Below are 21,749 nucleotides of genomic sequence, written 5' to 3'. Positions count from 1 at the left end.
AGGAGATCGAGTTCTACCCGCCGTCGCAGTACCGGGGGCTGAACCAGGTCGAGCTGAGCTTCGTGGCCGACGAGCACGCGATGGACGTCGTGCTGGAGATGGACAAGAAGCCGGGACTGTTCAGCGAGGGCAGTGACACATTCCGGTCGTTCCAGGTGGGACTGAACGACTTCCACGGGACCGACTGGGCGGCCTACCTCAACCAGTGGCTGTCCGAGGTCGGCAGCAAGCGCAACTGGTTCTAGGCTCGGGAACCACTGATTCCGTAACCGATCAGGAGGTACCGAGGTGTCCGAGCTCAAGCGGCGGCCGCTCCCCCACGACTTCCACCCGCCCGTGCCGTCGTTCACGGTCACGAGTGAGGACGTGCGGGAAGGCGCCACGCTCAAGGACGCTCAGGTCTACGCGGCCGGCAACACCTCGCCGCATCTGCGGTGGGAGGGCTTCCCCGCCGGGACCAAGAGCTTCGCCGTCACCTGCTACGACCCCGACGCGCCGACGGGCAGCGGGTTCTGGCACTGGGTGGTGTTCGACATCCCGGCCTCGGTGACGGAGCTGCCGGCCGGTGCGGGCAGCGGCAAGTTCGAGGGGCTGCCCGAGGGCGCGGTCCAGGCGCGCAACGACTACGGGTCCAAGGACTTCGGCGGTGCCGCGCCGCCCGCCGGGGACGGGCCGCACCGGTACGTGTTCACGGTGTACGCCGTGGATCAGGAGAAGCTCGGTCCGGACGCGGACGCGTCCCCGGCCGTCGTGGGCTTCAACCTGCGGTTCCACGCGATCGCCCGGGCGCAGCTCGTCGGTGAGTACGAGGTGCCCGCCGAAGACTGACGTTCATGGAACGTTTGCCCGCCTCTGGTCTTGGAATTGATCAGAGGCGGGCAGTTTTTATTGCGTTGTCCATCTCGGCGTGCCCGGCCAGAGTTGATCCAGCCCGCCAGGGGGTGGGCCGATTGCACGGGAGGTGGGCTGGAATGCGGGACACGCTGGTTCTGAACGCGAGCTTCGAGCCGCTGTCGACGGTGACGTTGAACCGAGCCGTCGTGCTGGTGCTGCAGGACAAGGCCGTGGTCGAGCAGGCCCACCCCGAACTGCGCATGCGCGGTGCCGATGTGGACATACCGGCGCCGCGGGTGATCCGGTTGTGCAGGTACGTGAGGGTGCCGTTCCGAAGACAAGCCCCGTGGTCGAGGCGGGGTGTGCTGGTCAGGGACCGGCACCGGTGCGCGTACTGCGGGCGCAGGGCGACGACCGTGGACCACGTGGTGCCGCGGGCCCAGGGTGGTCAGGACTCCTGGCTGAACACGGTGGCCTCGTGCGCGGAGGACAATCACCGTAAGGCCGACCGGACTCCGGAGCAGGCGGGGATGCCGTTGCTGCGGCAGCCGTTCGAGCCGACTCCGGCCGATGCGATGCTGTTGGCTCTCGGCACCGAGGACTTCGACGCGCTGCCCGACTGGCTGGCGCGGGACGCCGCGTAGAGCACACATGGAACTGGGGCCCGCCTCCCGAGGGAGGCGGGCCCCAGTCACGTACAAGGGGCGGACGTCAGTCGATCGACGGCTTCTCCCGGCGTTCGGTGGCCTTGTCCGAGCCCGCGCCTCCGCCCGAACCGCCGCCCATCGGGCCGAAGTTGCCCATGGCGCCGGACAGGCCCTTGAGGGCGTCGCCGATCTCGCTGGGCACGATCCAGAGCTTGTTGGCGTCGCCCTCGGCGATCTTCGGGAGCATCTGGAGGTACTGGTAGGAGAGGAGCTTCTGGTCCGGGTCGCCGGCGTGGATCGCCTCGAAGACCGTGCGGACGGCCTGGGCCTCGCCCTCGGCGCGCAGGGCGGCGGCCTTGGCCTCACCCTCGGCGCGCAGGATCTGGGACTGCTTCTCACCTTCGGCGGTGAGGATGGCTGCCTGGCGCGTACCTTCGGCGGTGAGGATCGCGGCGCGCTTGTCACGGTCGGCGCGCATCTGCTTCTCCATCGAGTCCTGGATGGAGGTGGGCGGTTCGATCGCCTTCAGCTCGACGCGGTTGACGCGGATGCCCCACTTGCCGGTGGCCTCGTCGAGGACGCCGCGCAGGGCCGCGTTGATCTCCTCGCGGGAGGTCAGGGTCCGCTCGAGGTCCATGCCACCGATGATGTTGCGCAGTGTGGTGACTGTGAGCTGCTCGATGGCCTGGATGTAGCTGGCGACCTCGTAGGTCGCGGCCCGCGCGTCGGTCACCTGGTAGTAGATGACCGTGTCGATGTTGACGACCAGGTTGTCCTGGGTGATCACCGGCTGCGGCGGGAACGGTACGACCTGTTCGCGCAGGTCGATGCGGTTGCGGATGGTGTCGATGAAGGGGACCACGATGTTGAGGCCCGCGTTGAGTGTCCGCGTGTAGCGGCCGAAGCGCTCGACGATGGCGGCGCTGGCCTGCGGGATGACTTGGATGGTCCTGATCAGGGCGATGAAGACCAACACCACCAGAATGATCAGGACGATGATGACCGGTTCCATCGTCGTTCCCCGTACCCTTCTCCGCCTCGGCGCTCTCGGAAGATCTTATGGTTGTTGAAGATCTTGCTGGTCGAGTCTGACAGACCGTCGTACAACTCGTGGGCTGTTCGTATCAGTTGAGTCCTACGAGGTCAGATGACGATGGCGGTCGCTCCCTCGATCTCCACGACATCCACTTCCTGGCCTACTTCGTAGGCGCGTTCGGTGTCGAGGGCGCGGGCCGACCAGACCTCGCCGGCGAGCTTGATCCGGCCACCGGAGCCGTCTACGCGCTCCAGCACGACGGCTTGCTTGCCCTTCAAGGCGTCGACGCCCGTGGCGAGTTGGGGACGCTGTGCGCTGTGCCGGAGCGCGATGGGCCTTACCACGGCGATCAGTGCGACCGAGACGACGACGAAGGAGAGGACCTGGGCCACGACGTCGAAGCCCAGTCCGGCGAAGACGGCGGCGGCGACGGCGCCCACGGCGAGCATGCCGAACTCGGGCATCGCCGTGACCACGAGCGGGATTCCGAGCGCAGCCGCGACGACCAGCCACCACACCCATGCGTCGATGTCGTTCACATGGTCATGGTATGACCGCAAGTCCCCTTGCGGACAGGGCGCGATGGGCTCAGGTAAGCGGCAGGCCGCGGGCGGTCCATCGCTCGCCGGCCTGTTCGACGACGAGCGGCAGGCCGAAGCAGAGGGAGAGGTTGCGGGAGGTGAGTTCGAGCTCCAGCGGGCCGGCGGCGAGGACCTTGCCCTGACGGATCATCAGGACGTGGGTGAAGCCGGGGGCGATCTCCTCGACGTGGTGGGTGACCATGAGCATCGAGGGGGCGATCGGGTCGCGGGCGAGGCGGCCGAGGCGGCGTACGAGGTCCTCGCGGCCGCCGAGGTCGAGGCCGGCGGCGGGCTCGTCGAGGAGGAGCAGCTCGGGGTCGGTCATCAGGGCGCGGGCGATGAGGGTGCGCTTGCGCTCGCCCTCGGAGAGGGTGCCGAACTTCCGGTCGAGGTAGTCGCTCATGCCGAGGCGGTCGAGGAAGGCGCGGGCGCGCTGTTCGTCGATGTCCTCGTACTCCTCCTGCCAGCCCGCGGTCATGCCGTACGCGGCGGTCAGGACGGTCTGCAGGACGGTCTGGCGCTTGGGGAGCTTGTCGGCCATGGCGATGCCGGCCACACCGATGCGCGGGCGCAGCTCGAAGACGTCGGTGCCGGGCCTGCCGAGGGTCTCGCCGAGGATGGTGGCGGTGCCCTTGCTGGGGTAAAGGTAGCTGGAGGCGACGTTGAGGAGGGTGGTCTTGCCCGCGCCGTTGGGACCGAGGATGACCCAGCGCTCGCCTTCCTTGACCGACCAGGAGACCTGGTCCACCAGAGCCCGGCCCTCCCGGACCACGGATACGTCCTGAAGCTCCAGAACATCGCTCATGAGCGCGTTGTCTCCCCTTGCAGTGTGACCGGTCTCGGGTCGGCGTCTCGGCTGTCGCGTGCGCTTGTGGGCGCAGCCCTCGAAGAAATCTACGCCACTGGTCGGCCGGTCCATTCCATCGGTCCGGTCCTTAGGGTGGGGGCATGTTCTCGGAACCGCGCTCAGGACGCCTTGCCGCTTGGGGAAACGCCCTTTTGGCCGGACTTGTCTCTCCGGACGACGCCGTGCTCGCGATCGTGGGGGAGGACGCCGTGCACCGGATGGAGGGGCTGCCCGGTGAGTCGGGGCAGGTGGGGCTGACGCTCGGGCTGGGGCGGCTGCGGGCGCTGGGGGTGGCCGGTCTGCGGGTCGCGCTGCCGGCCCCCGGGCATCCGCTGGGGCTGAGCGGACCGCCGGAGTTCAACGCGCGGGCGATGGACGCCGAGGAGGCGGTGGTCTGTCACGGCGCCGCGCTGGGGCTGGTGCCGGAGGTGTACGAGGCCGGTCCCGACGGTGATGTGCATGTCGAGGTCGTCTGGCACTGTCTGCCGGTGCGGGAGGCGCCGCCGGCCGATGTGCCCTCGCTCGGTGAGGCGGAGCGGGAGCTGGCGGAGGCGCTTCGCGAGGCGACCGAGGTGCTGTCGCGGTTGGACGTCGCCGGGTCGGGGCCGGTGGCGGAGGCGGCGATCGACGCGTACCGGGCGCGGGCCGAGCGGGGCCGGGAGGTGCTGGCGCCGGGATATCCGCCGCGGGCGGTCCGGGTGCTGGAGCTGGCGCAGCGGGTGGGGGTGCTGGTGTCCCTCGCCTACGAGAACGGGCATGGGGGCGCGGTGAGTTCGGCCGAGATGGGGGCTCGGGCGCAGGCGTTGCGGCCGGTGGAGCGGACGGCTCGCCGGGCCCAGGTCGCCGCGTACAACGCGTATGTGGAGGAGCGGGAGCGGGGCATGCGCTGAGCTCCGCCCCCGGACGCCGGACCGGCCTCCCGGGCGGGGCACGGGAGGCCGGAGGTCACTGCACGCCGTGTGGCGGACGTCAGTGGTTGACGCCCAGGTTGCCGAAGGCGGGGTTCAGCACGCCGATGACGTTCACGCTGTTGCCCACGGCGTTCACCGGGACGTGGACCGGGGCCTGAACGAGGTTGCCCGAGACCACGCCGGGCGAGCCCACGGCCTGGCCGTCGGCGTGCGCGCCGTTGGTGGCGGAGGCCATCCCGGCTCCCGCGGCGATCAGGCCGCCGGCCACCATCGTCACAGCCGCTGCCTTCTTCAGGTTCTTCACTTCTGAGTCCTCCTAGCGATTGCCGCGGCAGTCGCCGCAGCACGCACTGGAGAACGGCTGAGATCCACGGAGGTTGCGCCATTCGGGGGACATTCCCACGACGGTATGAATCTCAGTCCGGAGCGGGACGCTCCGTGTTGCCGCGCCGCACCGGCGCGCGCAAGGCGTTTCAGCCGGTCACGCCGTGTCGTACGGCCCACAGCGCGGCCTGCGTCCGGTCCGCCAGGTCGAGCTTCATCAGGATGTTCGACACGTGGGTCTTGACCGTCTTCTCGGACAGTACGAGGGCGCGGGCGATCTCGCGGTTCGAGCGGCCGTCGGCTATCAGGCCGAGCACCTCGCGCTCCCGCTCGGTGAGCGAACCGGCTCTGCCGGGGGCGGAGTTGGCCTCTTCCTGGGACAACAGGGCGATGGCCACCTCGGGTTGCAGAAGGATGTGTCCGGCGTGCACCGAGCGGATGGCGCCGGCGAGGGCGTCGGGGTCCACGTCCTTGTAGACGTAGCCGGCGGCGCCCGCGCGCAGGGCCGGCACCACCGTGCGCTGCTCGGTGAAGCTGGTGACGATCAGCACGCGCACGGGGTTGTCCAGTTCCCGGAGCCTGCGCAGCGCGTCCACGCCGTCCATGCCCGGCATCTTGACGTCCATCAGCACGACGTCGGGCCTGAGTTCCTCGGCGCGGGCGACTCCCTCGGCGCCGTCGGCGGCCTCGCCCACGACCTCGATGTCGTCCTGCACCTCGAGAAAGGTGCGCAGGCCGCGGCGGACCACCTGGTGGTCGTCGACGAGCAGCACCCTGATTGCGTCAGCCACCGGGGACCTCCATCTCGATCGTGGTGCCTTTGCCGGGCGCCGATTCCACCGTCAGTCTGCCGCCGACCCCGCTGGTGCGGTCGCGCATGGAGACCAGGCCGAGGTGGCGGCCGGCCCGCCGTACGGCCTGGGGGTCGAAGCCGCCGCCGTCGTCCGTCACCCGCAGGACCGCCGCCGTGCCGCACCGGGTCAGGGTCACGTCCACGTGCTCGGCCCCGGAGTGCCTCAGGGCGTTGTGCAGGGCTTCCTGGGCGACGCGCAGGACCGCCTCCTCCTGGGCGGAGGGCAGGGCGCGCACCCCTTGGCTGTCGAAGCTCACGCGCGCGGTGTGGGCGCGGTCGAGGACCTGGATCTGGGTACGCAGGGTGGCGACGAGCCCGTCCTCGTCGAGGGCCGCGGGGCGCAGTTCGACGACCGCGGCGCGCAGTTCGTCGGTCGCCTCGGCGGCGAGCGCGGCCACCTGCTGCAGCTCGCCCTTGGCACGGGAGGGGTCGCGGTCCACCAGGGCGGCGGCGGCCTGGGCGGTCAGGCGCAGGGAGAAGAGCTTCTGGCTGACCGCGTCGTGCAGTTCGTGGGCGAGGCGGGAGCGCTCCTCGGCGATGGTCAGTTCGCGGCTGCGCTCGTACAGGCGCGCGTTGGTGAGGGCGATCGCCGCGTGCTGGGCCAGGATGGCGAGCAGTTCCTCGTCCTCGGCGGTGAAGCCGCAGCCGCCGCTGGGCTTGGAGCAGTTCTTGTTGGCCAGGAACAGGGCGCCGATGACCTCGTCGCCGTCCCGGACCGGCAGGCCCAGGAAGTCGGACATGTCGGGGTGGGCGGAGGGCCAGCCCTCGAAGCGGGGGTCCTTGCGCACGTCGGCCAGGCGCTCGACCTTGGCCTCCTGGAGCATGGCGGCGAGGATGCCGTGCTGGCGCGGGAGCGGGCCGATGGCCGCCCACTGATCGGCGCTGACGCCGTCGACCACGAACTGGGCGAACCCCCCGTGGTCGTCGGGGACGCCCAGTGCGGCGTACTGCGCGTCGAGCAGCTCGCGGGCCGAGGCGACGATCGTCTTGAGGACGTCACGCACCTCGAGATGCCTGCTCATGGCCAGCAGCGCGGCGCTCACCGCTGCCAGGCCGGACCGGGGACCTTGACTCATGACCTCACGGTACCGGCGGGGTGTGACAGCGCGGATCGGACCTGTGACGGCGGGAGGTGGGGCGGTGGGCCTAGGTCGGCCGACGTAGGCCCACCGCCCCCGACCGGCGGCTTAGGGCGAAGGGCCCCGTCGCTTTGCGCCCCGCGTCCGAGGCGGGGCGGGCGGGCCGGTTCCTACGTTGAGGGCAGGCCGTCGCGGGACGGCGACGACGAGGGGACGTGGAGTCATGCCGGTAGCGATCATCACGGGGGCGTCGAAGGGGCTGGGGCGGGCGCTCGCCGGGGCCCTGGCCGCGCGGGGCTGGGACCTGGTGCTGGACGCCAGGACGCCGGAGGTCCTGCGGGAGACGGCGGCGGAGCTGGAGGCCCAGGGCGCGCGTGTGACGGCTGTGGCCGGGGACGTCACGGACGCCGGGCACCGGGCCGAGCTGGTGGCGGCGGCCGGGAAGCTGGGCGGCGTCGATCTGCTGGTGAGCAACGCGAGCGCGCTGGGCGCCGAGCCTCTCGTACGGCTGGAGGCGCTGCCCCTGGAGGGGCTGCGGCGGGCGCTTGAGGTGAACGTGGTGGCCGCGCTGGGCCTGGTCCAGGAGGCGCTGCCGCTGTTGCGCGTCTCCGATGCGGGCGCGGTGATCACGGTCAGCTCGGACGCGGCCGCCGAGGCCTACGAGACGTGGGGCGGGTACGGGGCCTCCAAGGCGGCGCTGGATCAGCTGGCGGCCGTGCTCGGCGAGGAGGAGCCGGGCCTGCGGGTGTGGGCGGTGGACCCGGGGGACATGGCGACCGACCTGTACGCGGCCGCCGTACCGGACGACGACGATCCGCGGCCGGCGCCGGGCGAGGTGGTGCCGGCGTTCCTGCGGCTGCTGGACGAGCGTCCGGCGAGCGGGCGGTACGCGGCCGTCTCGCTGCTGGTGGAGGGGCTGTGACGCTCGCGGTGCAGGTGCCGGAGGAGTTGTCGGCGCGGGTCCCGGCCGAGCAGCGCGGGCCGGGGCTGGACCGGGATGCCGTGCGGCTGCTGGTGTCGCGGGGGACGGAGGTGTCGCACCACGCGTTCACGGAGCTGCCGCGGCTGCTGCGGTCCGGGGATCTGCTGGTGGTCAACACGTCGCCGACGCTGGCCGCCGCCGTGGACGGGCGGGTCGGGCACACACGCGTGGTCGTGCATTTCTCCACGCGCGGGGACGACGGGCGGTGGGCGGTGGAGCTGCGGGAGCCGGACGGGAAGGGCACCACCCGCCCGCTGGAGCCGGGGTGGACGCGAAACGCTCCTTGGAAGAAGGGGGCGGGAGGGCCCGCGGGGACGGAGGTGCGGCTGCCCGGGGGTGTGCGGCTGGTCCTGGAGGAGCCGCTGAGCGCGCGGGGCGAGCGCCTGTGGTGGGCCCGGGCGGCCGGGGCGGGGGTGCCGGGGATGCTGCGGGAGCACGGCCGGCCGATCCGCTACTCCTATACGGAGCGCGATCAGCCGCTGTCCGTCTATCAGACCGTGTTCGCGCTGCCGGCGGCCGGCGGGGCGGGCAGCGCGGAGATGCCGAGCGCGGCGCGGCCCTTCACGGCGCGGCTGGTGGCGGAGCTGGTGAGCCGGGGGGTGCAGTTCGCCCCGGTGACGCTGCACACCGGGGTGGCGTCGGCGGAGGCGCACGAGCCGCCGTATCCGGAGCGGTTCTCGGTGCCGGAGGCGTCGGCGCGGCTCATCAACGCGGTGCGGGCCGGGGACGGACGGGTCGTCGCCGTGGGGACGACGGCCGTGCGGGCAGTGGAGTCGGCGGCCGGCGCCGACGGTGTCGTACGCGCGCGTGAGGGATGGACGGATCTCGTGGTCACGCCGGAGCGCGGGGTACGGGTGGTGGACGGGCTGCTGACCGGGCTGCACGAGCCGGAGGCCTCGCATCTGCTGATGCTGCGGGCGGTGGCCGGCCGGGAAGCGGTGGAGCGCGCGTACGAGGAGGCGCTGCGCGGGCGGTACCTGTGGCACGAGTTCGGCGACGTCCACCTCATCCTCCCCGAGGAGACCCCTCACCCTGAGCATTGCGCCAGCAACTGTTGGTGAGGAAACCTCAGAGGGCATGTGAGCCCGCACATAGGGCGCAGATCACGTACGAAGGTCGGTAGGAGATTAGGACTCACATGATGAGCGGGACAGACGGTCCATTCTGCCCCGATTTGCCCTTCCCCGCTCCACTACCCGGGATCGTACGTCACATCTTTGCCTGCCGATTTTGCGGCCGCTAAGAATGGCTGTCGTCGCTCAGCGCCGCGGGTTCCGCCCGCGGCGTTCGTGCGGGAAGGACCCGTGTCCCTCGCAGGACGTAGAGCGACCTCCGCGCTATTCGAAGAGGTCCGTCTGCCATGCCCAAGAACACCCACACCCGCGGCCACAGTCATGCGCTGACCCGCCACCACAAGATCGCGATCGCCGGTGTCGCCACCCTCGGTGCCGCCGCCCTCGCCTTCTCCGCGGTGCCCAGCAGCGCCGACACCACCACGAGTGAGGCCGCTTCCCCGGCCAAGGTCGCCTACAGCTCCGAGCAGATCAAGGACGTCAAGGCCAGCGTCACCGACCGGCTCGCCATCGACACCGTCAAGGCCGAGACCGCCAAGGCGAAGGCCGACGCCCGCGCCAAGGCCGCCGCCGAGGCCGTCGCGAAGAAGAAGGCGGCCGCCGCGGCCGCGGCCAAGGCCGCCGCCAAGAAGAAGGCCGACGCCGAGCGCCGGGCCAAGGAGGCCGCGAGCCGCTCCGCCAAGCGCGCCGCCCTGAAGAAGGCCGCCGTGAAGAAGGCCGCCGTGAAGAGCTACGGCAACAACCTGAACGGCTGGATCAACCACGCCCTCGACATCATGCACAGCAAGGGCATCCCGGGTTCGTACAACGGTCTGTACCGCAACATCATGCGGGAGTCCTCGGGCAACCCGAACGCCATCAACAACTGGGACATCAACGCGATCAACGGCATCCCCTCGAAGGGCCTGCTGCAGGTCATCCCGCCGACGTTCAACGCCTACCACGTCGGCGGCACGTCCTGGAACATCTACGACCCGGTCGCCAACATCACCGCCGCCGCCAACTACGCGGCCGACAAGTACGGCTCGATCGACAACGTCAACAGCGCGTACTGAGGTCAGCGCGGACCTCTCACGTGAACGCCGAAGGGCGGCACCCCCTGACGGGTGCCGCCCTTCGCGGTCGTACGGAAGCTACTTGCGCATGACCTCCGGCTCGTGGCGGCGCAGGAAGCGGGCCACGAAGAAGGCGCAGATCACGCCGAGCGCGATCAGGGCGACCATGTCCAGGGTCCAGGCGCCGGCCGTGTGCTCCCACAGCGGGTCGTTGGGCTTGCCCTTGCCGGGCGGGGCGATCCCGTTGAAGTCCAGCGTGGCGCCGGCGGCGCCGACGGCCCAGCGCGAGGGCATCAGGTAGGAGAACTGGTTGACTCCGATCGCGCCGTTCAGCGCGAAGAGGCAGCCGGTGAAGACGACCTGGACGATCGCGAACATGACCAGCAGCGGCATGGTCTTCTCGGAGGTCTTCACCAGGGCGGAGATGATCAGGCCGAACATCATCGAGGTGAAGCCCAGCGCCATGATCGGCAGGCAGAGCTCGAGGAGCACCGCGTTGCCGAGGACCACGCCCTTGTCCGGGACGGTGCGGCTGGCGAAGCCGATGACACCGACCATCAGACCCTGCAGGATCGTGATCACGCCGAGCACGAACACCTTGGACATCAGATAGGCGGAGCGGGACAGACCGGTGGCGCGCTCCCGCTCGTAGATGACCCGTTCCTTGATCAGCTCACGGACGGAGTTGGCCGCACCGGCGAAGCAGGCGCCGACCGCGAGGATCAGCAGCACCGTGGTGGCCGTGCCGTTCGGCACGGGCTGGTGCGTGGTCGGGTTGATCTCCGTGTTGACCAGCAGGTCCTTGCCCGAGTCGATGAGCAGGCTCACGGAGCCCAGGACCAGCGGCAGGATCACCGTCAGCGCGAGGAAGCCCTTGTCGGAGGCTATGACGGAGGTGTAGCGCCACACCAGCGTGCCGAACTGACTCAGCCAGCCCTGCGGCTTCGGCGGCTTCATCGCCTGCATCGGAGGCATCTGTACGGACTGCGGCGCAACGGCGTCGATGTCCGCGGCGTACATCTGGTAGTGCTGCGAGCCCTTCCAGCGTCCGGCCCAGTCGTAGTCACGGTAGTTCTCGAAGGCGGAGAAGACGTCGGCCCAGGTGTCGTAGCCGAAGAAGTTCAGCGCCTCCTCCGGCGGGCCGAAGTAGGCGACGGCGCCGCCCGGGGCCATCACGAGCAGCTTGTCGCACAGGGCGAGCTCGGCCACGGAGTGGGTGACCACGAGGACCGTGCGGCCGTCGTCGGCGAGGCCGCGCAGCAGCTGCATGACATCGCGGTCCATGCCCGGGTCGAGACCCGAGGTCGGCTCGTCCAGGAAGATCAGGGACGGCTTGGTGAGCAGCTCCAGGGCCACCGAGACGCGCTTGCGCTGGCCGCCGGAGAGGGAGGTGACCTTCTTCTCCTTGTGGATGTCGAGCTTCAGCTCGCGCAGTACCTCGTCTATGCGCGCCTCGCGCTCGGCCCCCGTGGTGTCGGCCGGGAAGCGGAGCTTGGCCGCGTACTTGAGGGCCTTCTTGACCGTCAGTTCCTTGTGCAGGATGTCGTCCTGCGGGACCAGGCCGATGCGCTGGCGCAGCTCGGCGAACTGCTTGTACAGGTTGCGGTTGTCGTACAGGACGTCGCCCTGGTTGGCGGGCCGGTAGCCGGTGAGCGCCTTGAGCAGGGTCGACTTGCCCGAACCGGAGGGGCCGATGACCGCGATCAGCGACTTCTCCGGGACGCCGAAGGAGACGTCCTTGAGGATCTGCTTGCCGCCGTCGACCGTCACGGTCAGATGGCGGGCCGAGAAGGAGACCTCACCGGTGTCGACGAACTCCTCCAGCCGGTCGCCGACGATCCGGAACGTGGAGTGGCCGACGCCGACGATGTCGGCGGGGCCGAGCAGCTGCGAACCGCCCTTGGCGATGGGCTGGCCGTTGACGTACGTGCCGTTGTGCGAGCCCAGGTCGCGGATCTCCATGCGGCCGTCGGGCGTCGAGTGGAACTCGGCGTGGTGCCGGGAGACCTGCAGGTCGGAGACGACCAGTTCGTTCTCCAGGGCACGGCCGATGCGCATCACGCGGCCGATGGAGAACTGGTGGAACGTGGTCGGGCTGCGGTCGCCGTAGACCGGCGGCGCCCCCGCGCCACCACCGGGGTTCTGCTGCTGCGGGATCTGCGGCGCGGCCTGCTGCGGCGGCTGCCAGGCGGGCTGTGCCTGCGGGGCCTGCGCCTGGGGCGTCTGCTGCTGCGGGGCCTGCTGCTGCGGTGGCGCCTGCTGCGCCCAACCGGGGCTCGCGCCCTGGGCGGCGTACGGCTGCTGCTGCGGCTGGGCCTGCGGGGTCGCGACGGCTGCCGCGGCGCCGGAGACGGTCAGGCGCGGACCGTCGGTCGCGTTGCCGAGGTGGACCGCCGTACCGGGCCCGATCTCCACGTGGTGGACGCGCTGCCCCTGCACGAACGTGCCGTTGGTGGAGCCCTTGTCCTCCAGGACCCAACCGCGGCCGCTCCAGCTGATCGTGGCATGCCGCCAGGAGACCCTGGCGTCGTCGACCACGACGTCCCCCTGCGGATCGCGTCCGAGGGTGTACGTCCTGGACGGATCCAGCGTCCAGGTGCGTCCATTCAATTCCAGTACGAGTTCCGGCACTCCAGCCCCACTGAGTAGTCCCCCGAGATACCCCCGACACAGGGAGTCTAGGGATGTCGAACATCGTCGGGAACTATTTCAGGCTCGCCCCTCTGACCGAAAGTCGGGCCTCGTGAACACCACGCACGGACGCGTCGTTCCGGTTCCGTTGACGGGGTTGAAACCGACCCGGAGAGTGGTAATCCACGCGAGGGGGACATGCGCGGCAACCGGGCCGCGCCGCGGATCGGGGGGTCTGCCATGAGCGCGTCGTCGGGTGTCGAGAGCGCGGAGCACGGCACGCGCGGCTCGGGAGTGCCGTGGGGAGACGTCGTGCTGTCCGCGATCGCCTCCGTGAGCTGGGCGTTGATCGGGATGGCGGGCACGGCGGCGCTCGGCCTTCATCTGCTGCGCGCGGACACCGCGGGCTCGTTGGGTCCGATGACCGCGGCCGTGGTGGCTCTCGGCGCGGGTGGTTCGGTCACACCGTCCGGCGACGTGTCCGCCTTCGGTCTCAAAGGCGCCGAGGCCCATACGGCCGTCACGATCACGCCACTCGGGGTGAGCCTGGTCGGCGCGCTGCTGCTGTCGTGGTTCTTCCTACGGTCCCTGCGCGCGGCGGGAGTTGTGGTCGCGCCGGCCGAACTCCTCGCGCGCGCGGGCGCGGTGGTCGTGCTGTTCGTGGCCGTGCTGGGCGGCCTGGCCTGGGCGGGGCACGACGTCATCACGATCGACGGCGGCTCGCTCGGCCTCGACAAACTGCCCGGCGGATCGGGCGGTGGCGGCGGGATCAGCGTCCCGGGCCTCGGCGACCTGGGGAACATCGGCGGGCTGCTCCCGGACAACATCGGCAACCTCATCAAGGCCAAGGCGGGGGTCGGCTTCTCGGTCGACACGGCGCCCACCCTGCTCGGGGGACTCGGCTGGGCGGCCGGTGTCCTGCTGATCGCCCTGCTGGCCTCGCGCCGCACACCGCTGCCGCGGGGCTGGGAGGCGATGCACCGCGTCGTCCGGCCGGCGGCCTCGGCGCTCGTCACCGTGCTGCTGGTGACCGTGGCGGCGGGGTTCGCGGCGGCCGTCTACGCGGCGATCGGCGACGACCATCCCCGGCGGATCTTCGGCGCGGCACTCCTCGGCACCCCCAACGGCACCTGGCTCGGCATCCCGATCGGCCTGTTCGTGCCGTTCGACGGCAAGGCGACGGGCGCGCTGGCCAAGCTGCTGCCGAACCCCCTGGACGACCTCCTCACCGCGAAGACCGACCAGTCGGTGACGCTGGGCAGACTGGCCGAACTGGACGGACGGGTGTGGCTGCTCGGCGTGGCGGCGGCGGTGGCGATGCTGCTGGCGGGGGTGCTGGCGGCGGTGCGGACACCGGTCGGGGGCGCGGCGCAGCCGGGGACGGGCGCGGGCGGTTCGGGTGTACGGGGTTCCGGTGCCCTCCGGTTCGCGGGGCAGTGCGCTCTGCGGCTGGGAGTCGTCACGGCGTTGACCCTGCCGTTGCTCACGTGGCTGACCGAGGTGTCGGTGGACGCCTCGCTGTCCGTGCTGGGCTTCGACGCGTTCGGCGCCGGGATCGGCCTGCGGGGGAACCTCGGCATGGCCCTGCTCCTCGGAGCGGCGTGGGGCGCGGGTGCGGGGGCGGTCGGCGCGCTGCTGGCCCGGGCGACCGGAGCGGCGGGACGCGGGGCGGCCCCCCTGGCGCGGGCCGGTGGGACGGCGGGGGGCGGGGGCACCGCGTATCCGGGGTACGCGCCGGAACCCGGGATGCCCGCGGGGACGGCGGGGACGCACGCGGGCGGCTCGGGACCGTACACGCCCGGCGGGTCGTATCGGCCGCCGAATCCCGCCACCAATCCGTACCTGCGGGTGCCGCAGGAACCCGAGGACGCGCGGCCACCCGACCGGCCGGGTTCCGGAGGGGACACGCGGCCACCCGACCGGCCCCGGTCCGGTGAGGGCGTACCGCCGCCCGGCACCGGCAACGGCGACGTGTACGGCGCCCCCACGGTGGTCCGCCCGATCGGGAACCCGCCGCCGCGCCGACAGCCACCCCGACCGGGCCGCGGCGACCGCCCCCGGCCCTCGGGAGGCGACGGTCCGCCGCCCCCGCCGCCCCCTCCCCCACCGGGAAGGCCGAAGGGAGGCCGCTGAGCGCGGCCGCAGGGAGACCCTGACATGAGGGCCGGACGGTGCTGTCGCGGAGCTGAGCGTGGCCGGAGTGCCAGGCGCCGGTCATCTGCTCGACACTCGATGTTCAGTGTCCGCCAGGCGGACCGCGGGGGCGGTCGGCACTGGGTGCCGGATACGGTGGGTGCACCATGAGCGCTTCGCAGACCTCGCCCTCCGACGTGGCCCCTGACGTCCCCACTCTCCTCGTCAAGATCTTCGGCAAGGACAGGCCGGGCATCACGGCCGGACTCTTCGACACCCTCGCCGCCTACTCCGTCGACGTGGTCGACATCGAGCAGGTCGTCACCCGTGGCCGTCTCACGCTGTGCGCGCTCGTGACCCAGCCGGTGGCCGGAATCGAGGGCGACCTGCGCGCGACCGTCCACAGCTGGGCGGAGTCGATGAAGATGCAGGCGGAGATCATCTCCGGCCGCGGCGACAACCGTCCGCGCGGTCTCGGCCGCTCACTGGTCACCGTCCTCGGTCATCCGCTGACGGCGGAGGCGACCGCCCGCATCGCGGCGAAGATCGCCCACGCCGGCGGCAACATCGACCGTATCTTCCGGCTCGCCAAGTACCCGGTCACCGCGGTGGAGTTCGCGGTCTCCGGCGTCGAGACGGGGCCGCTGCGCACGGCCCTGGTGACGGACGCGGCGGCACTGGGTGTCGACGTGGCGGTGGTCGCCGCGGGGCTGCACCGGCGGGCGCAGCGGCTCGTGGTCATGGACGTCGACTCCACCCTCATCCAGGACGAGGTGATCGAGCTCTTCGCCGCGCACGCGGGCTGCGAGGACAAGGTCGCCGAGGTGACCGCCGCCGCGATGCGCGGGGAGCTGGACTTCGAGCAGTCGCTGCACGCGCGCGTGGCGCTGCTGGAGGGGCTGGACGTCTCGGTCGTCGACAAGGTGCGCAGCGAGGTGCGGCTGACACCCGGTGCCCGGACGCTGATCCGTACGCTGAAGCGGCTCGGCTACCAGGTGGGTGTGGTCTCCGGCGGGTTCACCCAGGTCACCGATGATCTCAAGGAGCGGCTCGGGCTGGACTTCGCCCAGGCCAACACCCTGGAGATCGTCGACGGGCGGCTGACCGGCCGGGTCACCGGCGAGATCGTGGACCGCGCGGGCAAGGCGCGGCTGCTGCGCCGGTTCGCCGCCGAGGCGGGCGTGCCGCTCGCCCAGACCGTGGCGATCGGCGACGGCGCCAACGACCTGGACATGCTCAACGCGGCCGGTCTCGGGGTGGCCTTCAACGCCAAGCCGGTCGTCCGGGAGGCGGCGCACACCGCGGTGAACGTGCCGTTCCTGGACACCGTCCTGTATCTGCTGGGCGTCACACGCGAGGAGGTCGAGGCCGCGGACACCCAGGACGACGAGTGGTGAGCCGTCCGCGCGAGGACCACGGCGAGGGGCCCGGCACCGTGACGGTGCCGGGCCCCTCGGCCGTCCGCTCGGAGTGTCACTCGCTCGGGGCCCAGTAGTCGGTCAGGGTGGCCACGGCCGGTTCCAGGGCCTTCCAGGAGCCGTCGAAGGTCAGGACGGCGAACGCGGCGGCCGGGAAGCCGCGGCCGTTCATCCGCTCGCGGGCGTCGCCCTCGGCCGAGCCGGCCAGGATGTCGACGAGGCCCTGCACGCCCGGGTTGTGACCGATGAGGACGACGTTCTGCGCGTCGTCCGGGGTCTCGTTCAGCAGCGCGATCAGCTCGCCGGGCGAGGCCTCGTAGATCCGCTCCTCGTAGACGGTTTTCGGCCGGTGCGGAAGTTCGTGGACGGCGAGTTTCCAGGTCTCCCGGGTCCGGGCCGCGGTGGAGCACAGGGCCAGATCGAAGGTGACTGCGGAGTCGGCCAGCTTGCGTCCGGCGACTGCGGCGTCCTTGCGGCCCCGCTCGGCGAGGGGGCGCTCGTGATCGGTCACCTGTGGCCAGTCGGCTTTCGCATGCCGGAAGAGGACGATCCTGCGGGGTTCTGCGACGCTCATGACACCCAGCTTCGCATGAAACAGGCCATCGGGCGCAGGGAGTTGACCGGGGGCTTTCGCCGTGCTCAGCGGGCCATGAGCTGCTGTACGCGCTCGAAGAGGTGTGTGATCGCCGGGTCGCCCGCCGCCGCCTGCGCGTCCGTCGGGTTCAGCATGAGCGCCAGGAGCACGATGAAGGCGAGGGTGGGCAGGGCGAGGGCCCACCAGGGCAGCCGGATGTCGACGCGGCCCGTGGTCGCCGCGTGGGGCCGGGTGTGCGACTGGGCCGACATGGGTTCCTCCGAGGGTCTTCGGGTCGGTGGGCCGCCGCTCGCGGCCACACTTCGAAGGTACGGAGTCGGGCGCCCTCAACCCATCCGGAGATCCACCCAGTTGACCCTGACACTCGCCCCCTAGGGGATGGTGGGGCTAGCACCACCATCGGCCCCCGGACGGGCGTCAGGGGGAGGCGATCGTCGCGATGACGGCGATGATCACGAAGATGGCGAAGAAGGCGCCGAACACGATCAGCAACTTCTTCTGGCCGTTCTGGGGATTCGGGTCGAGCACTGGCATACGGAAAGTCTCGCACCCCTCCCCCGCCCCGGATCCGGCGGGGGTCAGCGGGCCGCCTCGTCCTCCACCGTGCGGTTGCGGCCCGCCAGTACGCCGACCACCATCTGCGGGATCATCAGGCCGCTCATGAGGGCGATCGGCAGGCCCCAGCCGCCGCTGTGCTGGTAGAGCACGCCCACGAGCAGCGGGCCGGGGATGGAGATCAGGTAGCCGGTGCTCTGTGCGAAGGCGGAGAGCTGGGCGACGCCGGCACCCGTTCTGGCCCGCATGCCGACCATGGTCAGGGCGAGCGGGAAGGCACAGTTGGAGACGCCGAGCAGCAGGGCCCAGGCCCAGGCGCCGGCCGCAGGCGCGAGGTAGAGGCCCGCATATCCGGCCAGTCCGCAGACGCCGAGCGCGAGCACGATCGGTCCCTGGTGCGGCAGCCTGGTGGCGACGCGCGGGATCACGAAGGCGAGCGGCACGCCCATCACCATGGTGACGGCCAGCAGCAGTCCCGCCGTGCCGGCGGAGACGCCCGCGTCCCGGAAGATCTGCGCCATCCAGCCCATCGTGATGTAGGCGGCGGTGGCCTGGAGGCCGAAGAAGACCGCGAGGGCCCAGGCGGTACGGCTCCGGGTGATGCGCAGCGCGGGCACCGCGTCGCGGTAGGACGGTTCCCGCACGCGCGCGTGCTGCCGCCCGGTCGGCTCCTCGGCCGGGGCCGCCTCCCGGCGCCGTACGAACGGGATCCACGGGAGTACGGCCGCCCCGGCGAGCGCCGCCCACACCGCGAGGCCGGTCTGCCAGCTGCCGCCCAGGGCGTCGGTCATGGGGACGGTGATCGCGGCCGCGGACGCGGTGCCGAGGGCGAGGGCCATCGAGTACAGGCCGGTCATGGAGCCGACCCGGTCGGGGAACCAGCGCTTGACGATGACCGGCATCAGGACGTTGCTGACGGCGATGCCCATGAGGGCGAGCGCGCTGGCGGCCAGGAAGCCCGCCGTGCCGCCCGCGTACGGCCGTATCAGCAGGCCCGCGGTGATGGCGAGCATGCCCGCGCAAACGACGGCGGCGGGGCCGAAGCGGCGGGCCAGGCGCGGGGCCATGACGCCGAAGACGGCGAAGCAGAGCGGGGGCACGGAGGTGAGCAGTCCGGCGACGCTGCCGCTCATGCCCAGCCCGTCGCGAACCTCCTTCAGGAGCGCGCCGAGGCCGGTGATGGCGGGGCGGAGGTTGAGCGCGGTCAGCACGATGCCGATCAGGAGCAGTCGTGTCGTCCACGCGTGCGTGGCGGTTCGCGACGGCTCCTGGGCGGCCGGGCCGCGTACTGCCGTGGACGTCGTCGTGCTGCTTTCCTCACGTGCCATGAGACCCATCATAGAATCATGGGATGATTGGTTGTCCATGCCCGGGTCAGTCGTACCGGGCCGCCGCGTGCGAAGGTGTGCCATGCCCCTGAGCCATCCCCGTCGTTCGGCCCTGTCCGAGCAGGTCATCGCCGCCCTGCGGAACCAGATCACCTCGGGCGAGTGGCCTGTCGGCTCGCGCATCCCGACCGAGCCGGAGCTGGTCGAGCAGCTGGGCGTCGCCCGGAACACGGTCCGTGAGGCCGTCCGCGCGCTCGCGCACAACGGCCTGCTGGACATCCGCCAGGGCTCGGGCACCTATGTCGTCGCCACCAGCGAACTGGCCGGAGTGATGCACCGCCGGTTCGCCGACGCCGACCCCCGGCACATCGCCGAACTGCGCTCCACGCTGGAGTCCTCCGCGGCGGAGCTGGCCGCCCGGCGGCGCACGGAGAAGGACCTCAAGCAGCTCGACGCGCTGCTGGTGCGGCGCGAGGAGGCGTGGGAGTCGGGCGACACGGAGGCGTTCGTGACGGCCGACGCCACCTTCCATCTGGCGGTGGTCTCCGCGTCCCACAACGACGTGATGAGCGAGATGTACGCCGACCTCGGCGAGGTGCTGCGGGACTGGCTGCGCGAGGACGTCGGCGAGGAGCTGACGCCGGAGACGTACATGGACCACACGCGGCTGGTCGACGCGATCCGCGCGGGCGACGCCGAGGCCGCGGGCAGGGAGGCGGCGAGCTACCCGTTCCTGTGCCGTCCCGGACGGTTCACGCCTTCTGGTGACTGATCCACACCGTGCGCACGTCCTCCCAGCAGCGCCCGGTGAGCCGTACGGTCATCGCCGGATCGGCGTCGACCGGGGTGCCGTCGCTGTCGATGTCCCACCACTGGTCGCACTCGATGTGGAGGCTGACGCGGTCGGTCTGCGGATAGGGGTTGTGGCAGTACGCGGTCACATGGGAACCGGTGACCCTGGTGCGGCACTCGGCCCCGAAGGGATCGGCGGAGGCGGGTCTCGGTACGCGCGCGTGAGGCACCGCCTCGTACGGCAGGGACATCACGAGAGCGACGGCGGCGGTCACTGAGGCCAGGCTGCGGGACAGGCGCACAACGGGGACCTCCTCGGCCGGGCTGGGGAGGGGAGCGTGTGGTGAACGCCCCTCCAGCGTGCCCGGTCGGCGTCCGCCCGCGCCCGGCCGGGTAGGCCGAACGGGCGACGCCCCGCTGCCTTGCGGAAGCGGGGCGTCGACGGCGCGGGGCGATCAGGCGCCGATGGCGTGCAGACCGCCGTCCACGTGGACGATCTCGCCGGTGGTCTTCGGGAACCAGTCGCTCAGCAGGGCGACGATGCCCTTGCCTGCCGGCTCCGGGTCCTTCAGGTCCCACTCCAGGGGGGAGCGGCTGTCCCAGACGGCGGCCAGGTCGCTGAAGCCCGGGATGGACTTGGCGGCCATGGAGCCGATCGGGCCCGCGGAGATGAGGTTGCAGCGGATGTTCTGCTTGCCCAGGTCGCGGGCGATGTAGCGGCTGGTGGCCTCCAGCGCGGCCTTCGCAGGGCCCATCCAGTCGTACTGCGGCCACGCGTACTGCGCGTCGAAGGTCAGGCCGACGACCGAGCCGCCGTTCTGCATCAGCGGCAGGCAGGCCATGGTCAGCGACTTCAGGGAGTACGCCGAGACGTGCATGGCCGTGGCCACGGACTCGAACGGCGTGTTGAGGAAGTTTCCGCCGAGCGCGTCCTGCGGCGCGAAGCCGATGGAGTGCACGACGCCGTCGAGGCCGCCGAGCTCCTCGCCGACCAGGTCGGCCAGGCGGCCCAGGTGCTCGTCGTTGGTGACGTCGAGCTCGATGACCTTGGTGGGCTTGGGCAGCTTCTTGGCGATGCGCTCGGTCAGCGTGGGCCGCGGGAACGCGGTCAGGATGATCTCGGCGCCCTGCTCCTGGGCCAGCTTGGCGGCGTGGAAGGCGATGGAGGACTCCATCAGCACACCGGTGATCAGGACGCGCTTGCCCTCGAGAATTCCGCTCATGGTGTTCAGTGACCCATTCCCAGTCCGCCGTCAACGGGGATGACGGCTCCAGTGATGTACGAGGCGTCGTCCGAGGCGAGGAACCGCACCGTCGCGGCGACCTCCTCTGGCTGCGCGTAACGACCGAGCGGCACCTGGGACACGATGTTCTCGCGCTGCTCGTCGGTGAGCGCCTTGGTCATGTCGGTGTCGACGAAGCCGGGCGCGACGACGTTGAAGGTGATGTTGCGCGAGCCCAGCTCACGGGCGAGGGAGCGCGCGAAGCCGACCAGGCCGGCCTTGGAGGCGGCGTAGTTGGCCTGGCCGGGGCCGCCGAACAGGCCGACGACCGAGGAGATCAGGACCACGCGGCCCTTCTTGGCGCGCAGCATGGCGCGGTTGGCCCGCTTGACCACGCGGAAGGTGCCGGTGAGGTTGGTGTCGAGGACGGACGTGAAGTCCTCCTCCGACATGCGCATCAGGAGCTGGTCCTTGGTGATGCCCGCGTTGGCGATCAGGACCTCGACGGGGCCGTGGGCGTCCTCGATCTCCTTGTAGGCCTGCTCCACCTGCTCGGTGTCGGTGATGTCGCACTTGACGGCCAGGAAGCCGGCCGGCGGCTCACCCGAACGGTATGTGATGGCGACCTTGTCGCCGGCATCGGCGAACGCGCGGGCGATGGCGAGGCCGATGCCCCGGTTGCCTCCGGTGACGAGAACCGAGCGGCTCAACGGATCACCCTTTCGATAGGGGTCTGACACATCCGCCCGAACACCTGGATGACAGGCGGCTTCCCTCGAAAACCTATCGGTCCGGGCGGTCCCGCGGACAATCGGGCACCGACAGTGGCTCGGGGGACTCGCTGTCGGGTCC

General features: G+C 71.1%; 24 protein-coding genes (1 of these 24 cut by a window edge). 10 read left to right on the top strand and 14 right to left on the bottom strand.

The window, feature by feature from the left end; all coding sequences use genetic code 11:
• The 3 genes from ACQF4J_RS35185 to ACQF4J_RS35175 all read left to right on the top strand — a co-directional run.
• On the top strand, positions 1-245 hold the end of the coding sequence (locus tag ACQF4J_RS35185) for a sporulation protein (protein WP_351569842.1). The gene continues 538 nt to the left of window position 1, outside the view; 245 of the gene's 783 nt are visible here — the last part of the coding sequence; its start codon lies beyond the left edge, outside the window; it ends in the stop codon at positions 243-245.
• 43 nt (positions 246-288) lie between these two features.
• Entirely contained in the window at positions 289-828 is a 540-nt protein-coding gene (locus tag ACQF4J_RS35180) for a YbhB/YbcL family Raf kinase inhibitor-like protein (protein ID WP_351569839.1), read from the top strand.
• A gap of 143 nt (positions 829-971) precedes the next feature.
• Complete coding sequence (locus ACQF4J_RS35175) at positions 972-1,478, top strand: HNH endonuclease (protein ID WP_249841357.1); 507 nt, start codon at positions 972-974, stop codon at positions 1,476-1,478.
• A 67-nt stretch (positions 1,479-1,545) separates the two neighbouring features.
• Here ACQF4J_RS35175 and ACQF4J_RS35170 read toward each other — a convergent pair whose 3' ends face one another.
• From ACQF4J_RS35170 to ACQF4J_RS35160, 3 genes are all read right to left on the bottom strand, one after another.
• Positions 1,546-2,493, bottom strand: coding sequence for an SPFH domain-containing protein (locus tag ACQF4J_RS35170; protein WP_351569835.1), 948 nt, complete (start codon positions 2,491-2,493; stop codon positions 1,546-1,548).
• 131 nt (positions 2,494-2,624) lie between these two features.
• On the bottom strand, positions 2,625-3,056 hold the full coding sequence (locus tag ACQF4J_RS35165; RefSeq protein ID WP_351569832.1) for an NfeD family protein: 432 nt from the start codon (positions 3,054-3,056) through the stop codon (positions 2,625-2,627).
• A gap of 49 nt (positions 3,057-3,105) precedes the next feature.
• Positions 3,106-3,903 (bottom strand): ABC transporter ATP-binding protein, encoded by a 798-nt coding sequence (locus tag ACQF4J_RS35160; RefSeq protein WP_351569829.1) that lies wholly within the window; start codon positions 3,901-3,903, stop codon positions 3,106-3,108.
• A 143-nt stretch (positions 3,904-4,046) separates the two neighbouring features.
• Here ACQF4J_RS35160 and ACQF4J_RS35155 point away from each other — a divergent pair, with 143 nt between their 5' ends.
• Complete coding sequence (locus ACQF4J_RS35155) at positions 4,047-4,835, top strand: hypothetical protein (protein WP_351569827.1); 789 nt, start codon at positions 4,047-4,049, stop codon at positions 4,833-4,835.
• A gap of 79 nt (positions 4,836-4,914) precedes the next feature.
• Here ACQF4J_RS35155 and chpE read toward each other — a convergent pair whose 3' ends face one another.
• The 3 genes from chpE to ACQF4J_RS35140 form a co-directional block, all read right to left on the bottom strand.
• The gene (gene chpE, locus ACQF4J_RS35150; RefSeq protein WP_351569824.1) at positions 4,915-5,160 is read right to left on the bottom strand and encodes a chaplin ChpE; all 246 of its coding nucleotides are present in this window, start codon (positions 5,158-5,160) and stop codon (positions 4,915-4,917) included.
• Between the two features lie 169 nt (positions 5,161-5,329).
• Entirely contained in the window at positions 5,330-5,971 is a 642-nt protein-coding gene (locus ACQF4J_RS35145; RefSeq protein WP_351569817.1) for a response regulator transcription factor, read from the bottom strand.
• Positions 5,964-7,109: a GAF domain-containing sensor histidine kinase gene (locus ACQF4J_RS35140; protein ID WP_351569815.1), complete on the bottom strand. Its 1,146-nt coding sequence runs from the start codon at positions 7,107-7,109 to the stop codon at positions 5,964-5,966. Before ACQF4J_RS35140 ends, ACQF4J_RS35145 begins: the two co-directional genes overlap by 8 nt.
• Before the next feature lie 226 nt (positions 7,110-7,335).
• Here ACQF4J_RS35140 and ACQF4J_RS35135 point away from each other — a divergent pair, with 226 nt between their 5' ends.
• The 3 genes from ACQF4J_RS35135 to ACQF4J_RS35125 all read left to right on the top strand — a co-directional run bounded on the left by ACQF4J_RS35135 (position 7,336) and on the right by ACQF4J_RS35125 (position 10,222).
• Complete coding sequence (locus ACQF4J_RS35135; protein WP_351569813.1) at positions 7,336-8,034, top strand: SDR family NAD(P)-dependent oxidoreductase; 699 nt, start codon at positions 7,336-7,338, stop codon at positions 8,032-8,034.
• Positions 8,031-9,155 (top strand): S-adenosylmethionine:tRNA ribosyltransferase-isomerase, encoded by a 1,125-nt coding sequence (locus ACQF4J_RS35130; RefSeq protein WP_427167624.1) that lies wholly within the window; start codon positions 8,031-8,033, stop codon positions 9,153-9,155. Before ACQF4J_RS35135 ends, ACQF4J_RS35130 begins: the two co-directional genes overlap by 4 nt.
• A 299-nt stretch (positions 9,156-9,454) precedes the next feature.
• A complete protein-coding gene (locus tag ACQF4J_RS35125) occupies positions 9,455-10,222 on the top strand; it encodes a transglycosylase SLT domain-containing protein (protein WP_351569808.1) in 768 nt (255 codons plus the stop codon).
• Positions 10,223-10,300: 78 nt separating this feature from the next.
• On the opposite strand, the gene ACQF4J_RS35120 is transcribed toward ACQF4J_RS35125, so the two are convergent.
• Entirely contained in the window at positions 10,301-12,853 is a 2,553-nt protein-coding gene (locus tag ACQF4J_RS35120) for an FHA domain-containing protein (protein ID WP_351569806.1), read from the bottom strand.
• Between the two features lie 240 nt (positions 12,854-13,093).
• Here ACQF4J_RS35120 and ACQF4J_RS35115 point away from each other — a divergent pair, with 240 nt between their 5' ends.
• A complete protein-coding gene (locus ACQF4J_RS35115; RefSeq protein ID WP_427167623.1) occupies positions 13,094-14,986 on the top strand; it encodes a streptophobe family protein in 1,893 nt (630 codons plus the stop codon).
• Positions 14,987-15,153: 167 nt separating this feature from the next.
• The gene (gene serB, locus ACQF4J_RS35110) at positions 15,154-16,383 is read left to right on the top strand and encodes a phosphoserine phosphatase SerB (protein ID WP_351798382.1); all 1,230 of its coding nucleotides are present in this window, start codon (positions 15,154-15,156) and stop codon (positions 16,381-16,383) included.
• Between the two features lie 76 nt (positions 16,384-16,459).
• On the opposite strand, the gene ACQF4J_RS35105 is transcribed toward serB, so the two are convergent.
• The 4 genes from ACQF4J_RS35105 to ACQF4J_RS35090 form a co-directional block, all read right to left on the bottom strand.
• Entirely contained in the window at positions 16,460-16,978 is a 519-nt protein-coding gene (locus tag ACQF4J_RS35105; RefSeq protein ID WP_427167622.1) for a SixA phosphatase family protein, read from the bottom strand.
• 65 nt (positions 16,979-17,043) lie between these two features.
• Positions 17,044-17,250 (bottom strand): hypothetical protein, encoded by a 207-nt coding sequence (locus tag ACQF4J_RS35100; RefSeq protein WP_058926163.1) that lies wholly within the window; start codon positions 17,248-17,250, stop codon positions 17,044-17,046.
• A gap of 166 nt (positions 17,251-17,416) precedes the next feature.
• Positions 17,417-17,533, bottom strand: coding sequence for an SGM_5486 family transporter-associated protein (locus ACQF4J_RS35095; protein ID WP_142151069.1), 117 nt, complete (start codon positions 17,531-17,533; stop codon positions 17,417-17,419).
• A gap of 44 nt (positions 17,534-17,577) precedes the next feature.
• A complete protein-coding gene (locus ACQF4J_RS35090; RefSeq protein ID WP_427167620.1) occupies positions 17,578-18,882 on the bottom strand; it encodes a CynX/NimT family MFS transporter in 1,305 nt (434 codons plus the stop codon).
• An 82-nt stretch (positions 18,883-18,964) separates the two neighbouring features.
• On the opposite strand from ACQF4J_RS35090, the gene ACQF4J_RS35085 reads away from it, so the two are divergent.
• Positions 18,965-19,654, top strand: coding sequence for a FadR/GntR family transcriptional regulator (locus tag ACQF4J_RS35085; protein WP_351569790.1), 690 nt, complete (start codon positions 18,965-18,967; stop codon positions 19,652-19,654).
• Here ACQF4J_RS35085 and ACQF4J_RS35080 read toward each other — a convergent pair.
• The 3 genes from ACQF4J_RS35080 to fabG form a co-directional block, all read right to left on the bottom strand.
• Entirely contained in the window at positions 19,635-19,976 is a 342-nt protein-coding gene (locus ACQF4J_RS35080) for a hypothetical protein (RefSeq protein ID WP_351569787.1), read from the bottom strand. The genes ACQF4J_RS35085 and ACQF4J_RS35080 overlap by 20 nt on opposite strands.
• Positions 19,977-20,129: 153 nt before the next feature.
• Positions 20,130-20,897, bottom strand: coding sequence for an enoyl-ACP reductase FabI (fabI, locus tag ACQF4J_RS35075; protein WP_351569784.1), 768 nt, complete (start codon positions 20,895-20,897; stop codon positions 20,130-20,132).
• Between the two features lie 5 nt (positions 20,898-20,902).
• Entirely contained in the window at positions 20,903-21,607 is a 705-nt protein-coding gene (gene fabG / locus ACQF4J_RS35070) for a 3-oxoacyl-[acyl-carrier-protein] reductase (protein WP_058926158.1), read from the bottom strand.
• Positions 21,608-21,749: the final 142 nt, after the last annotated feature.

Origin of the sequence: Streptomyces sp. C1-1 (assembly GCF_050214755.1) — a bacterium.
GTDB lineage: Bacteria > Actinomycetota > Actinomycetes > Streptomycetales > Streptomycetaceae > Streptomyces.
Note: the sequence above shows the minus strand (reverse complement) of the source record. Positions and strands in the feature narration are given on the sequence as shown.